Source organism: Caballeronia sp. INML1, from assembly GCF_023631085.1.
Taxonomy (GTDB): Bacteria; Pseudomonadota; Gammaproteobacteria; order Burkholderiales; family Burkholderiaceae; genus Caballeronia; species Caballeronia turbans.
The window spans coordinates 175,729-189,692 of record NZ_JALQDT010000068.1 but is presented as its reverse complement, the minus strand read 5'-3'; the positions used below and the strand labels follow the sequence as shown (position 1 = coordinate 189,692).

Sequence of the window (13,964 nt, the reverse complement as noted above, 5' to 3'; positions counted from 1 at the left end):
CTCTTCTCCAGTCGCCGATCCCTTCAAGGTCCCCGTTCCCAGGACCACGGGTTTGACGAGTGCTCAAAAGAAGAAGTAGCCGTTCAGTCTCGCTGCTTTAAAGGGCTCCGTCGACAGGACTCGGGCGACCGCGGGCACGCATCCGGCTGCTGGTTCGATGCCGGCGCTGTCCGCCGGTTTCGCCTCTCCAAACTATCCGCTTATACAGCCGTCCTTTGTGCATCGATTACGCGATGTACAAATTCGAGTTTCTGAACGGCTACCGGTGCGAGCGTGAACGGATAAGGGTCGGGCATGCCCAGGCTTCGATTCAGGCTGTTCATCGCATAGGTGAGGGGACACCACTGTTTGATGAGCTCATCGAAGGACGGCGAAGAGGACTTCGCTCGATCCACTGCGTCGGGCTCGCTTAAATTCTCGGGATCGATACTGATTCCGCATGCCCGAGCCGTGCCGACCGTGTCCACCATATGTAGATAATGTGCCCATGTCTCGGCCCAATCCTCCCAGGGATGCATGGTGGCATAAGCGCTGACGTGCGCCTTTCCCCAATCCGCCGGTGCGCCGTTCCGATAGTGCGTTTTCAGCGCATCGCGATAGTCGATGCGCTCATCGCCGAACAGCGCCCTGAACGTTCGCAAATGCTTCGTGCCCGCCACCAGCCGGTCGAAATAGTAGTGTCCTATCTCGTGCCTGAAGTGCCCGAGCAAAGTCCGATACGGTTCCCCTAACGCAATGCGCACTCGCTCCCGTCGAAGATCGTCGGCCTCGGCGATGTTCATGGTGATAAGACCGTTGTCGTGGCCCGTCGTGACCTTTGAATCACGAAGACTCTCGCGAAACTCGAATTGCAGACCCGTTTCGGGATTTTGTTCGCGCGTCTCGATCCGCAGTCCCAGGACGGCCAGCGTGTAGAGCAAGCGGCGCTTCGCGGCTTCCAATCTCGACCAATAACCTTTACGTCGACGCGCTCTGAGATTCGGAATGACGGAGGTGAGGCGGCACGACTGACAGAACCGATTGTCGGATTCAACCGGGATCATCCAGTTGCATACCTTCTCGACGGCGTAGTTATGACACGGCCTGTAAAGCGCACCGTCGCCCGTGAGCTGTGCCCTCCAACGACCCGCGCTTTCCTTGACGAACGCGCTCATCTCACCTGATTCAGGGATAAAACCGAGCAACATGCCGCAGCGTTCGCATTGAACGTTTTCGAAGAAGATCAGATGGCCGCAAGCGGTGCAGTGGAAGGTCTTCATTGTGGGCCTGGAAAGATTGAAGCGGCGCGACAAGCCCGGGGATTATTCATGCGGCTCACAAATGACCTTGAACTTGATCAGATCGGCGTCTCCGAAAGTCATGCTGATCGGCACGTCGGCCGCGTCACGGCCACGCGCCATGAGCACCCGGCCCGTGCGCGGTGCGTTGTTGCGCGGATCGAAGGTTTGCCACGTGCCGCCGAGGTAGGCGTCGAACCATGCGCAGAAATCCTGATCCGCGTAGGGCGGCGGGAGATTGACATCGCTGATGTAGCCCGTGCAATACCGGGCGGGAATATTCATGGCGCGGCACAGCGCGATAGCCAGATGCGCGTAGTCCCGGCAAACGCCGATTCCTTCGCTGTGGGCTTCGAATGCCGTTCTGGTGGGTCGGGCGAAGCGATAGTCGAACTTGATATGACCATGCACGTAATCGCAGATGGCGAGCACCCGGGCGCGACCGGCGGGAACGCCGCTAAACAGCCTCCAGGCCGTGTCCGAGAGCAGATCCGTTTCGCAGTAGCGACTGCCGAGAAGAAACTGAAGGCAATCGACCGGCAAAGACTCCACCGGATGCTGACTGCCGTCCGCGGGATAAGTCTCCTGCGTATCCGGCACGTCGAGCACCCCTTCGGTTGCCACGATGAGCGGACCCTGCGAGGGCGTGACGATGCGTGTGCAAAGGTTATCGAATGCATCGTAGTAGTGCGTGAAAGACAATGGCGGATCGAATGAAATGCGATCGGCCTCCAACACGTTTTGCGCCATCGATGGGTGCGTGTTCATCATCAGCACAGCAGGCGTCGCCTGTGTGCAGGCATAGGTCAACTGGAAGCCAACACGAAGTTTCATGGAACCGACGCTCCTGCTACCGGATAAAAAGAGATCCCGCGAGTGCGTCGGGATCGACAAGGCGTTCTGATACGGCGGGTCGGAGCACGCCTGCCATCGGGTGGCATGGAGCGATTGCGAAATTGACCCGTTTTCACCGATTGCGTGCATGAGCCCGCCCAACGCGGAGAGCACGCGGCGCTCGCTATATAGAACGCAACCGTCGTACCCAAAATTGATGGATAAGCACGCGGACTCGCACAAAGCGAGATTCACACGCTGCAAGCCGCGAAAATAAGCGGTAAACGCTTGGCAGCATCGCGCCAGCGGACGAAAGGACCCGCAGACCAATGAACATCCTCTGCCGCCGCCGTCAGCCGAGCGAGCCAAAGATGACGCGGGCACGGCCCATGCTCGGAAGTTGTCAACATTCAGCGGCTCTGCACCGGCCTGACGCGCCGGCGTCGACATCACGCGAACCATCAGCGATGACGATTCAGGCGCAACGCCCTTTACAGACAAGCTACGATCATTTTTCGAGGACGACATGCTATTTCTATTCGTCGAGGATGACGTCGGCTCGGCCGAGGCGTTTGCAGCGCTTGCCGTTTCTCTCGGTCATCAATCGCACCTCGCTCATGACGGCGGCGTCGCGCTGCGCCTCGCCGCCGAAACCCGATACGACGCCATTTTCATGGACATCGGCCTGCCCGATATCGACGGTCTCACCCTGTGTAAATACATCCGCTCGGCAGGAAGCTCGACGCACGCCTGCATCGTCGCGGTAACGGGTAGAGTCGATCTCGAAGAAGACGAAATCGCGGAATTCGACGGTTACGTCACCAAGCCAGTAACCGACGTCGGCCTGACCCGCATCATCCAGGGCTGCTGAGGCGCCGTTCTTATCGTTGCGATTCGTTATCGCTTACAGCGTCACATGCTTTTCGAAGCGTCATGCTTTTCTTATGCGTAACCGTTCGTTCACGCGCGCGCGCCGCCGTTTTATCGTGCTCGCTGCGGCGCATCACAGGCCGTCGTCGAACAACGAACAAATAGGAACGGCAAGACATGGCAGGCTTCAACCGACGCGATTTTCTGGTTTCATCGGGCGTGGCGCTCGCGTCCGCCGGCCTGTCTCCGCTCGCATACGCGCAAGACGCAACGCCTAAACGCGGCGGCACGCTCAACATGCTGATCAACCCCGAGCCGCCCGTGCTCGTCTCCATCTTTCAGACGACAGGACCCGCGCTCGTCGCAAGTTCCAAGGTGCTCGAAGGCCTCCTCGCCTATGACTTCGATCTCAAACCGAAGCCGCAACTCGCGACCGCATGGAACGCGAGCCCGGACGGCCTGAAATACACGTTCACGCTGCGTCAGAACGTGAAGTGGCACGATGGTGAGCCGTTCACGTCGGCGGATGTCGCGTTCTCCATCGAACTGTTGAAATCGATTCATCCGCGCGGACGCAGCACCTTCGCCAACGTGACGCGCGTATCGACGCCCGATGCGCGCACCGCGATCATCGAATTGTCGAAGCCCGCGCCGTATCTGCTGAAGGCGCTGTCCGCCGGCGAATCGCCGATCGTGCCGAAACATCTGTATGCGAACGGTGATCCGCTCACCAACCCGCACAACAATGCGCCCATCGGCACCGGGCCGTTCCGCTTCAAGTCATGGGCGCGCGGCGCGAGCATCGTCTACGAGCGCAATCCGGATTACTGGGACGCGGGCAAGCCCTACATCGATTCGCTCGTGTTCAAGGTGATTCCCGATGCCGCCGCGCGGTCCGCCGCGTTCGAAACCGGCGCGCTCGACCTCGGCGGCGAAAATCCCGTGCCGCTCTCGGATTTGCCGCGTCTTACGCAATTGCCGCAACTCGCCGTGGAAACGCGCGGTTATCGCTTCCTGGAGCCGCTTTCGGAGATCGACTTCAATCTCGATCATCCGATCCTGAAAGATGTCCGCGTGCGCCAGGCGATCGCGCATGCGATCAATCCGCAAGTCGTGCAGAAGACGATCGCCTACGGCTATGCGGATATCTCGCCGACGCCGATCACGCCCGCATCGCCCTACCACGATGCAAAGCTCGCGCCTTATCCGTTCGATACCGCGAACGCGGAAAAGCTGCTCGACGCCGCAGGTTATCCCCGCAAGAACGGCGGCCCGCGCTTTCAGTTGACGCACGATTTTCTGCCCTACGGCGATATGTACCGCCGTCAGGCCGATTACGTGAAATCGGCGCTCGCGCGCGTGGGCATCGACGTGACCGTGCGCTCGCAGGATTTGCCCTCGTTCCTCAAACGCGTGTATGCGGACCGGCAGTTCGATTTCACGAGCATCGGAGTGAATACGTTGTTCGATCCGAGTGTCGGCGTGCAGCGCCTCTACTGGTCGAAGAATATTCGGCCCGGCGTGCCGTTCTCGAACGCGCCGCATTACAGCAACGCGCAAGTGGATGCGCTGCTCGAATCGGCGTCGATCGAAACCGACGAGACAAAGCGCGTGGCGCTGTACCAGCAGTTTCAGCAGATCGTCTATCGCGATCTGCCGATTCTCAATCTCGTGGCGCCGCGCATGGTCACGGTCGCGAACCGGCGGGTGCGCAATCACACGGTGTCGGCGCAGGGGCTCGAAGGCAATCTCGCCGATGTCTATCTGAGCGCCTGAGGATTGCGAGCGATGAACCGACGCACGCGCTTCGCCGCAATCGCGCGACGCACCGCATGGCAGGCTCTGCCGACGGTGCTCGCCATCGTGATCCTGAACTTCTTCCTTCTGAAGCTGATGCCCGGCGACGCCGCCGACGTGCTTGCCGGCGAAGCGGGTTCCGCCACCGCCGAAACGCTCCAGGCATTGCGCGCGAAGTTCGGCCTCGATCAGCCGGTGCTGCATCAGCTCGGCGCGTATCTTTCGCATCTCGCGCACGGCAGTCTCGGCTATTCGCCGCGCTACGACGCGCCCGTGCTGCAACTGATCCTTTCGCGCCTGCCGAACACCTTGCTGCTGATGGGCACGGCGCTCGGGCTTGCGCTCGTCGCGGGTGTCGTGCTGGGCGCGGTCATGGCGCATTGGGCGGGCAAGTGGCCGGATCGCGTGTTGTCCGTGCTCGCGCTGCTGCTCTATTCGACGCCGGGCTTCTGGATCGGGCTGCTCGCCATCGTGCTGTTTTCGGTGCATCTCGGCTGGCTGCCGAGCGGCGGCGATGCCACCATCGGCGCGCAACTGCACGGTTTCGCCCGGTTCGCCGATGTGGCGAGGCATGTGCTGCTGCCCGCCGTGACGCTCGCGACGTTCTTCGTCGCCATCTACGCGCGTCTCACACGCGCCGCGATGCTCGAAGTCCAGCGCCAGGATTTCGTGCGCACCGCCCATGCGAAAGGACTGCATCCATTGCGCGTCACGGTGCGCCACGTGCTGCGCAACGCGCTGATGCCGCTCACGACCATGATCGGCATTCATTTCGGCACGCTGCTCGGCGGCGCGGCTGTCACCGAGACCGTCTTCAGCTGGCCGGGCCTCGGGCGTCTCGCACTGGATGCCGTCATGGCCCGCGATTTCAGCGTGCTGCTCGGCGTGCTGCTGCTCTCGTCGCTGCTCGTGATCGTCGCCAACGTGGCAGTCGATCTGTTGCAGGCGTGGCTCGATCCGCGCATCGCCTGACTCGTCAACTCGAATACGCATGGCTTCCGATTCCACCGAACTTGCTTCATCCGCTCATGGCTCGGCATGGCGGCGACAACTCGCGGGCGCGCTCTTCGGCGCGCGAAGCGCTCGGGGCGTGCCGTCCGCGCACGCCTCGCGGGGCGTCTGGCGTGCGCTGCTCGGCAATCCTTCGGCGCTCGCGGGCATCGTCCTGCTGACGGCGTTCATTGCGCTCGCGCTCGCCGCGCCCCATCTCTTTCCCGGCGATCCGCTCGACATGGTCGCGGCGCCTTTCGAATGGCCCGGCAGCGATCCGCTCTACCGGCTCGGCACCGATTCGCTCGGCCGCGACGTCGCCGCGGGCATCGCGCACGGCACGCGCGTATCGCTGCTGATCGGGGCATCGGCGGCGGCGATCGGGCTCGTCATCGGCACGCTCGTCGGCGCGATCGCAGGCTTCTTCGGCGGCGTGATCGACGATCTCCTCGTGCGCATCACGGAGCTGTTTCAGACCGTGCCGTCGTTTCTGCTCGTGATCGTGATCGTCGCCATCGGACGGCCGAGCGTGACGGTGATCGCGCTCGCCATCGGCGTTGCTTCATGGCCGACGGTCGCGCGTATCGTGCGCGCCGAATTCCGCACGCTGCGCCAGGCGGACTTCGTGCTCGCCGCGCGCAGTCAGGGCTTTTCCGACGCGCGCCTCATCTTCGGCGAGATCCTGCCGAACGCGCTGCCGCCGGTGATCGTCACCGCATCGGTGATGGTCGCGAGCGCGATTCTGATCGAATCGTCGCTGTCGTTTCTCGGCATGGGCGACCCTAACGTCGTCACGTGGGGCGGCATGATCGGCGCGGGGCGCGATTCGTTGCGTACCGCGTGGTATCTGACGGCGCTCCCGGGCGCGGCGATCGTGCTCGCGGTGCTCGCGCTCAATCTGCTCGGCGACGGCCTCAACGACGCACTCAATCCGCGCATGCGCGAACGTTCCTGACCGAGGCCGATACATGGCGAATCTTCTTGAAGTGCGCGATTTGCGTGTGAGTTTCGGCGCGCATCGCGCCGTGCGCGGCATCGACCTCGACCTGGCCGAAGGGGAGACGCTTGCGCTCGTCGGCGAATCGGGCTGCGGCAAGTCCGCGACTGCGCTCTCGCTGATGCGGCTCGTGCCCGAGCCCGGCCGCGTGACGGGCAGCGTGCGTTTCGACGGACGCGACGTGCTCGCCCTGACGCCGCGTGAGATGCGCGATGTGCGCGGCAGTCAGATTTCGATGATCTTTCAGGAGCCGATGACGTCGCTGAACCCGGTGCTGTCCATCGGCGCGCAAATCGTCGAGACCTTGCGACGGCATGAATCGCTGTCGAAGGAAGCGGCGGCGCGGCGCGCGATCGAACTGCTCGATCGCGTGCATATCCCGGAGCCGCACCGGCGCGTGGCCGACTATCCGCATGAGCTGTCAGGCGGTCAGCGGCAGCGCGTGATGATCGCGATGGCCGTGGCCTGTCGTCCGCGTCTTTTGATCGCCGATGAGCCGACCACCGCGCTCGATGTCACGATTCAGGCGCGCATTCTCGACTTGCTCGCCGAGTTGCGGCGCGAACTGTCGATGTCGCTGCTGCTCATCACGCACGATCTCGGTGTCGTGGCCGAGCACGCGGACCGCGTTGCGGTAATGCTCGCGGGCGAGAAAGTCGAGGAAGCGCCCGTCGCGCAGCTTTTCGAGCGGCCGTCGCACGCTTACACGCGCGGTCTGCTGGGCGCATCGCTCAATGTATCGACGGATCTGCATTACCGCGACTGGAAGCTGCCGGAGATCCGGCACGTGCGCAGCGACGACGGCGCGCCCGCGTTCAATGTCACGCCGCTCGCGCCTGTGAGCGCCGCGCGCGCGGACGGCGTCGCGCACGATGAAAGCGCGCCGTTGCTTTCGCTGCAGGATCTGACGGTGGAGTACGCGCATCGGCACGGCAAGGGCGCATTGCGTGCGGTGGATGGGGTGTCGTTCGATATCGCGCGAGGCGAGACCGTCGGGCTCGTCGGTGAGTCCGGCTGCGGAAAATCGACGCTGTCGAAAGCGATCCTGCGACTCGTGCCTGCAACGCATGGCGCGATACGCTTGCGCGGTGCCGATCTCGTGCCGCTGTCGGAGCGCGCATTGCGGCCGCTGCGCCGTCAGGTGCAGATGGTGTTTCAGGACCCGTATGCATCGCTGAACCCGCGACGCACCGTCGGTGAGATTCTGGAGACGGTGATGGCCGTGAACGGTATCGGCGACGCGCATCGAAGACGCACGCGCGCCGCGACGATGCTCGATCGCGTCGGCCTGCCGAGCATTGCGCTCAAGCGCTTTCCGCACGAGTTTTCGGGCGGACAGCGGCAACGCATCGGCATTGCGCGTGCGCTCGTGCTCGAACCGTCGCTGCTGATTTGCGACGAGCCCGTGTCCGCCCTCGACGTGTCGATTCAGGCGCAAATACTCAATCTGCTCGTCGAGCTCAAGCGCGATCTCGGGCTCGCCTATCTCTTCATATCGCACGATCTTTCGGTGGTGCGCTATATCGCCGATCGCGTGCATGTGATGCACGGCGGGCGCATCGTCGAGAGCGGAGATCATCGCGAAATATGGCGCGCGCCGCAGCATGCCTACACGCGCACGCTGCTCGATGCGATCCCCGGGAAGCGCTTCGATGCGCAGGCCGCGTAGAACCCGCATCAGGACAACAGGAAATTCACGTCACATGTCGAACAGAAATCAGAACCTCGAAGCCGCGCTCGCCGCATTGCCCGAGCTGGCAAAGGCCATCGGCGAAGACGCCGCCGCGCGCGAGACGCGTCGTGAACTGCCCTTCGAGGCGTTCGCGCTCTTTCGTCGATCGGGCTTGGGCAAGCTGCGTTTCCCGCTGGAGTGGGGCGGGCTCGGCGGCTCGCTCGAAGACGTTTTCGAGGTGATCGCGACGCTCGCCGCGCACGAAAGCAACGTCGCGCACGCACTGCGCATCCACTACGACCAGACCGAAGCGTTGCTGCTCTCGCCGCGCACGCCGTTCAACGAATTGCAGATCAGGCGCGTGGCGGAAGGCGCGATTTTCGGCGGCGCATCGACGGAAGCGGGCACCTCGCGTCCCGGTGAAATCACGACGCAACTGCGGCGCGAAGGCGATCACTTTCGTCTTACCGGGCGCAAGTATTACGCAACGGGCACGGCGTTTTCCGACTACGCGCGCCTGAACGTGCAGGACGAACACGGCGAAGCGGCGATTGCGGTCGTGCCGGTTCGACGCGAGGGTCTGAGCGTGCTCGACGACTGGGATGGCATGGGGCAGCGCATGACCGCGAGCGGCAGCCTCGAGTTCGACGATCTCATCGTGCACGCCGACGAAGTCACGCCGCGCGTGCAGACGACGCTCGCGGGGCGCCACGGCGGCGCATTGCGCCAGTTGCATCTGGTGGCGGTGGCGGCGGGCATCGTGCGCAATGTCGTCGCGGATGCGCAGCGCTATGTGCTGAAGCACGGGCGTCCGGTGCTGCACAGCGCGGCGCCGTCGGCGCGCGAGGATGCGTTCATTCAGCAGGTCGTCGGCGAACTCACGGCGAACAGCCACGCGATCGACGCGCTCGTGCGCGACAACGCGCGCGTGCTCGAACGATCGTCGCAAGCGATCCGCAACGGCGATGCGAACGCCGACGCGCTCGTGCTCGAAGGCGCGCTCGCGACCGCCAGGACGCAGATCGTCGTCAGCAAGCTCGCATTGAGTGCGGCGGAGCGCATGTTCGAGGCGGGCGGCGCATCGGCGACATCGCGGGCGCACAACTTCGACCGCCACTGGCGCAACCTGCGCACGATCTTCAGTCACAACCCGCTGCTGCACAAGGCGCGCGTGATAGGCGATTACGCGCTGAACGGCGTGACGACGCATCTGACCGAAGGGCGCGTGTTCTGATGCGTGACGCGTTGCGTCGATGACGCTGATGCGATAGCCCGCTGCGCGATAGCCGGCGCCATGACGCTGCAAAGTCCGGGCATGAGCGCGCTACCGCGCGGGCCGGACTCGAGCCTCGATCCCGTTTCAAGTCGCACAATTTCTCGTCACAAAAACGAGCGCGATGAGGTCAAGCAGTCGCTCGCAGCGGTGCATTTCACGGACAAGTGCCGCGCGTCCCCGTCCGAAAAGGAAGGGGCGCGCGGCCATCGTCGATCCTAGACTCCTGAGGCATATCCATTCGATGTCGCAGGCAGTCGTCTTGCAGCATGACCGTGCTGCCGCCTTTCGTCGCTTGGCATGTGCCCTACATCAAGCCGAACAGCGTACGGCGATGCTCGAGCAATATCGACAGCGGCTGCGGCGACTCGATGAACTGGAACCGCTGCGCTTTCCGTCGATGGACGATTTCGACGACATGTTGCGCCCCAAGGCGGCACGCGACGCAATGCGTTGAAAGAATGCGTTGAAAGGCAAGCGCCGATGCCACGGCGCACCTTGTGCCGTGTTGCATCTCAGATCCAAAGGAGAATCACGTGATTCACATCATGAGGCGCGGTCGATCGGCTCAGACCAAGGCCGGCCGGTATCCGCGTGCGTCGCACGGCAGCGGAGGCCTGAAGCGATGAGCAAGCCGCAACCGCAAGGCCGTAGCGCCTACCGCTACTTCCGCGAAATCACCACGCGATGGATGGACAACGACGTCTACGCCCACGTCAACAACGTCGTCTATTACAGTTGGTTCGATACCGTCGTCAACGCCTGGCTGCTGGAACAGAAAATGTTGGACTTTGCCGCAAGTCCCGCGGTCGGTCTCGTCGTGGAAACGACCTGCAATTACTTCTCGTCCATCGCTTTCCCCGACCTCGTGCATGCCGGGTTGCGTGTGGCTCGGCTCGGCACGTCGAGCGTGCAGTACGAAGTCGGGCTATTTGCCAACGACGGCCAGATAGCCTCGGCGCAGGGCCACTTCGTACACGTGTACGTCGATCGGGTGACACGCAGGCCGATGCCGCTGTCGCCCGAACTGCGCCGGGCGCTTCAGACTGTCGAAGTGGCGCGATGAACGCGCGTTTCCGTCGATGAACGACTTCGGCGCCATGCCGAGCCCCGAGGCGGTGCCGACGAAAACTCGTTGAAAAGGAGACTGCAATGTCATTGATCCTCTCGCGCCGCGACCTGGACTTCCTGCTGTACGAATGGCTCGATGTCGAGAAGCTGACGGTCGCCGCGCGTTATGCGGACCATTCCCGCGAAACCTTCGACGCCGCACTGGACACCTGCGAGAAGATCGCCACCGATCTCTTCGCCACGCATAACAAGAAGAACGACGAGCAGGAGCCGCGTTTCGACGGCGAAACCGTGCACATCATTCCCGAAGTCAGGCGCGCGCTCACCGCCTTTTGCGAAGCCGGCCTGATGGCTGCGGGCCAGGACTACGAGCTGGGCGGCATGCAACTGCCGATGGTGCTCGAAAAAGCGGCCTTTGCCTGGTTCAACGCAGCGAATATCGGCACGACGACGTATCCGTTTCTCACCATCGGCAACGCTAATCTGCTGCTGGCCCACGGCACACGTCAGCAGATCGACACGTTCGTGCGGCCGGAAATGGAGGGTCGCTTCTTCGGCACGATGTGCCTGTCCGAACCGCAGGCGGGTTCGTCGCTTTCGGACATCGCGACGCGAGCCGAGTACGAGAGCGACTCGCCGCTCGGCGCGCAATACCGTCTGCGTGGCAACAAGATGTGGATCTCCGGCGGGGAGCATGATCTGTCGGAGAATATCGTGCATCTCGTGCTCGCGAAGATCCCCGGCCCCGACGGCAAGCTGCTGCCGGGCGTGAAGGGCATTTCGCTCTTCATCGTGCCGAAGTATCTGGTCGGCGAGGACGGCTCGCGCGGCGAGCACAACGACGTGGTCCTCGCGGGTCTGAACCACAAGATGGGCTATCGAGGCGCGACCAACTGCCTGCTGAATTTCGGCGAGGGCGTGAAGCATCGGCCGGAAGGCCGGGCGGGTGCGATCGGCTATCGCGTGGGCGAGGCCGGCCAGGGACTCACCTATATGTTCCACATGATGAACGAGGCGCGCATCGGGGTCGGGCTCGGGGCGGCGGCGCTCGGTTACACCGGCTATCTGCATGCGCTCGACTACGCGCGCAACCGTCCGCAGGGACGGGTCACGGGAGCGGGCGGCAAGGACCCGGCGAGCCCGCAGGTGAGGCTCGTGGAGCACGCGGACATCCGCCGCATGCTGCTGGCGCAGAAGAGCTACGCGGAGGGCGGACTCGCGCTGAACTTATATTGCGCGAAGCTCGTCGATGAAGCGCGTGCCGCCGAGGCCGCGGACGCCGCTCGGGCAACGGAGAAATATTCGCTGTTGCTCGACATCCTGACTCCGATCGCCAAAAGCTGGCCGTCGCAATGGTGTCTCGAAGCCAATAACCTCGCGATTCAGGTGCACGGCGGCTATGGCTACACGCGCGAATATAACGTCGAGCAGTTTTATCGCGACAACCGCCTCAATCCGATCCACGAGGGGACGCACGGCATTCAGGCGCTGGACCTGCTCGGCCGCAAGGTCACGATGAAGGACGGCAAGGCGTTACGCGTGCTGGTCGAGCGGATGCGGGCCAGCGCCGCGCGCGCGACGGCGGCCGCCGATACGGCGCTCGTCGAATACGGCGCGACGCTCGATGAGACCGTGACGCGCCTCCTGCACGTCAGCGACACACTATGGGCCGCCGGCGATCCCGCGTTGACGCTCGCGAACGCTTCGGTTTATCTGGAGGCGTTCGGTCACGTCGTGATGGCGTGGATATGGCTCGAGCAGGCGCTCGCGGCGCAGGCCGCGCTCGTCAGCACCGGCGACGAGTACGACCGCGCGTTCTATCGCGGCAAGCTCGCCGCAACAGCGTATTTCTATCGATGGGAATTGCCGCGCGTCGGTCCGCAGTTGACGCTGCTCGCGTCGCTGGATCGCACGGCGTTCGACATGCAGGACGCGTGGTTCTGAAGCGCGCGAGAGCCTGATTCGCCGCTGCATTCGACGATGCAGCGGCGCCATTCCCGGCACGACGCAAACTCAATGGCGGGCTTCGCGTTCCCAGTCGTCCTGGTCCATGGCGAGCCGGAAGCCGAGATGCGACATGCCGTTCATCGGGTCCGTGCCGCGGCGTGCGCTGGTCCGATAGCTGATGCAGTACGTTTCGCTGCAGAGGAACGAGCCGCCGCGCGTCACGCGTTCGGGTGCCGACGCGGTCGGGCCGTTATCCGGGTCGTAGCTCGACGAAGGCCCGGAAGGATTGCTGACGACACGTCCTGACGCCGACTCGATGCGAAACGCGTCCGCGCGATACCAGTCGGCCACCCATTGCCAGACGTTGCCGGCCATATCGTAGAGACCATAGCCATTCGGCGCGAAGCTGCCCACGGCCGTCGTGCCCACCTGAACCTTCTCCTGGCTGCCGCGATCCAGCGTGACGGGAAATGGTCGGGCCGTATCGTCCCAGGTATTGGCCATCTTTTTGCCGCGCGGCGTGAATTCGTTGCCCCACGCATAGTCGGCCTGTTCCAGACCGCCGCGCGCCGCATATTCCCACTCCGCTTCAGTCGGGAGCCGCTTGTGCGCCCAGTGCGCGTAAGCGAGCGCATCTTCATAGGACACCTGCACGACGGGATGCGTCTCCTTGCCGGCGATACTGCTGTCCGGCCCGGTCGGATGCCGCCAGTTCGCGCCGGGCACGAACTTCCACCAGCGCGAATAGTCGTTCAGCGCGACGGGCGCGTCGGTGCCGGTGAAAACAAGGCCGCCGGGAACGAGCGTGTCGTCGGCGGGGCGCGGCGTGCCGGGCGGAAGCTGAACCGCCAGATCTTCCCAGCGCGGCTTGCGCTCGGCTGTCGTGAGATAGCCGGTCGCGGCGACGAATCGGGCGAATTGCGCGTTGGTGACGTCGTGGCGGTCGATCCAGTAGCCATGCAGCCTGACCTCGTGTGCGGGCCGTTCGTTGGGCAACGCGCGCGGGTGCTCGCTGCCCATCAGGAAATCGCCGCCGGGAATCCATACCATGTCTTTCGGGCCGGCCGCGCCGTCGCCCACGGCGAGCGGTGCGGGGCCCTTGAAGTGCTGATACGCGGCGATGGCGGTGCCGGTCAGGAAAAGCGCGAGCGCGACGGCGCCCGCCTTGTGCCAATGCTTGTTCGATGACTTCATTGCTTGTCCAATGCCGAAAGCGCCGACGTCGGGCTGGACATC

The 13,964-nt window shown here is 63.6% G+C and carries 12 protein-coding genes; 9 read left to right on the top strand and 3 right to left on the bottom strand.

The genetic code is table 11. The features are described from left to right. Positions 1 to 200 precede the first annotated feature (200 nt). Positions 201 to 1,259, bottom strand: coding sequence for a putative zinc-binding metallopeptidase (locus tag NCR38_RS28255; protein ID WP_250477985.1), 1,059 nt, complete (start codon positions 1,257 to 1,259; stop codon positions 201 to 203). A gap of 42 nt (positions 1,260 to 1,301) precedes the next feature. Beyond that, positions 1,302 to 2,639: a transglutaminase family protein gene (locus NCR38_RS34370; RefSeq protein ID WP_311765935.1), complete on the bottom strand. Its 1,338-nt coding sequence runs from the start codon at positions 2,637 to 2,639 to the stop codon at positions 1,302 to 1,304. Here NCR38_RS34370 and NCR38_RS28245 point away from each other — a divergent pair. The 9 genes from NCR38_RS28245 (at position 2,638) to NCR38_RS28205 (ending at position 12,725) form a co-directional block, all read left to right on the top strand. After that, positions 2,638 to 2,982, top strand: a complete 345-nt coding sequence (locus NCR38_RS28245) for a response regulator (protein WP_250477984.1) — start codon at positions 2,638 to 2,640, stop codon at positions 2,980 to 2,982. The genes NCR38_RS34370 and NCR38_RS28245 overlap by 2 nt on opposite strands. Positions 2,983 to 3,158: 176 nt before the next feature. Next, positions 3,159 to 4,757 carry an ABC transporter substrate-binding protein gene (locus tag NCR38_RS28240; RefSeq protein ID WP_061118697.1) on the top strand — a complete coding sequence of 533 codons (1,599 nt, stop codon included), beginning with the start codon at positions 3,159 to 3,161 and terminating at the stop codon, positions 4,755 to 4,757. A 12-nt stretch (positions 4,758 to 4,769) separates the two neighbouring features. Continuing rightward, entirely contained in the window at positions 4,770 to 5,750 is a 981-nt protein-coding gene (locus tag NCR38_RS28235; protein WP_250477983.1) for an ABC transporter permease, read from the top strand. Positions 5,751 to 5,769: 19 nt separating this feature from the next. Beyond that, positions 5,770 to 6,723, top strand: coding sequence for an ABC transporter permease (locus tag NCR38_RS28230; protein WP_061118695.1), 954 nt, complete (start codon positions 5,770 to 5,772; stop codon positions 6,721 to 6,723). A 13-nt stretch (positions 6,724 to 6,736) separates the two neighbouring features. Further along, entirely contained in the window at positions 6,737 to 8,434 is a 1,698-nt protein-coding gene (locus NCR38_RS28225) for an ABC transporter ATP-binding protein (protein ID WP_250477982.1), read from the top strand. Between the two features lie 34 nt (positions 8,435 to 8,468). After that, on the top strand, positions 8,469 to 9,671 hold the full coding sequence (locus NCR38_RS28220) for an acyl-CoA dehydrogenase family protein (protein WP_250477981.1): 1,203 nt from the start codon (positions 8,469 to 8,471) through the stop codon (positions 9,669 to 9,671). A 283-nt stretch (positions 9,672 to 9,954) separates the two neighbouring features. Then, positions 9,955 to 10,167, top strand: coding sequence for a hypothetical protein (locus tag NCR38_RS28215; RefSeq protein ID WP_250477980.1), 213 nt, complete (start codon positions 9,955 to 9,957; stop codon positions 10,165 to 10,167). 168 nt (positions 10,168 to 10,335) lie between these two features. Next, positions 10,336 to 10,776 (top strand): thioesterase family protein, encoded by a 441-nt coding sequence (locus NCR38_RS28210; protein WP_250477979.1) that lies wholly within the window; start codon positions 10,336 to 10,338, stop codon positions 10,774 to 10,776. Between the two features lie 86 nt (positions 10,777 to 10,862). Continuing rightward, positions 10,863 to 12,725 carry an acyl-CoA dehydrogenase gene (locus NCR38_RS28205; protein ID WP_250477978.1) on the top strand — a complete coding sequence of 621 codons (1,863 nt, stop codon included), beginning with the start codon at positions 10,863 to 10,865 and terminating at the stop codon, positions 12,723 to 12,725. Between the two features lie 69 nt (positions 12,726 to 12,794). Here the strand turns inward: NCR38_RS28205 and NCR38_RS28200 are convergent, their stop codons facing one another. Then, positions 12,795 to 13,922 (bottom strand): formylglycine-generating enzyme family protein, encoded by a 1,128-nt coding sequence (locus NCR38_RS28200; RefSeq protein ID WP_250477977.1) that lies wholly within the window; start codon positions 13,920 to 13,922, stop codon positions 12,795 to 12,797. Positions 13,923 to 13,964 lie beyond the last annotated feature (42 nt).

Bases quoted from the DNA above. Each gene is read 5' to 3' on its own strand.
- NCR38_RS28255 (WP_250477985.1), bottom strand. From the start codon at position 1,259: ATGAAGACCTTCCACTGCACCGCTTGCGGCCATCTGATCTTCTTCGAA.
- NCR38_RS28245 (WP_250477984.1), top strand. From the start codon at position 2,638: ATGCTATTTCTATTCGTCGAGGATGACGTCGGCTCGGCCGAGGCGTTT.
- NCR38_RS34370 (WP_311765935.1), bottom strand. From the start codon at position 2,639: ATGTCGTCCTCGAAAAATGATCGTAGCTTGTCTGTAAAGGGCGTTGCG.
- NCR38_RS28240 (WP_061118697.1), top strand. From the start codon at position 3,159: ATGGCAGGCTTCAACCGACGCGATTTTCTGGTTTCATCGGGCGTGGCG.
- NCR38_RS28235 (WP_250477983.1), top strand. From the start codon at position 4,770: ATGAACCGACGCACGCGCTTCGCCGCAATCGCGCGACGCACCGCATGG.
- NCR38_RS28230 (WP_061118695.1), top strand. From the start codon at position 5,770: ATGGCTTCCGATTCCACCGAACTTGCTTCATCCGCTCATGGCTCGGCA.
- NCR38_RS28225 (WP_250477982.1), top strand. From the start codon at position 6,737: ATGGCGAATCTTCTTGAAGTGCGCGATTTGCGTGTGAGTTTCGGCGCG.
- NCR38_RS28220 (WP_250477981.1), top strand. From the start codon at position 8,469: ATGTCGAACAGAAATCAGAACCTCGAAGCCGCGCTCGCCGCATTGCCC.
- NCR38_RS28215 (WP_250477980.1), top strand. From the start codon at position 9,955: ATGTCGCAGGCAGTCGTCTTGCAGCATGACCGTGCTGCCGCCTTTCGT.
- NCR38_RS28210 (WP_250477979.1), top strand. From the start codon at position 10,336: ATGAGCAAGCCGCAACCGCAAGGCCGTAGCGCCTACCGCTACTTCCGC.
- NCR38_RS28205 (WP_250477978.1), top strand. From the start codon at position 10,863: ATGTCATTGATCCTCTCGCGCCGCGACCTGGACTTCCTGCTGTACGAA.
- NCR38_RS28200 (WP_250477977.1), bottom strand. From the start codon at position 13,922: ATGAAGTCATCGAACAAGCATTGGCACAAGGCGGGCGCCGTCGCGCTC.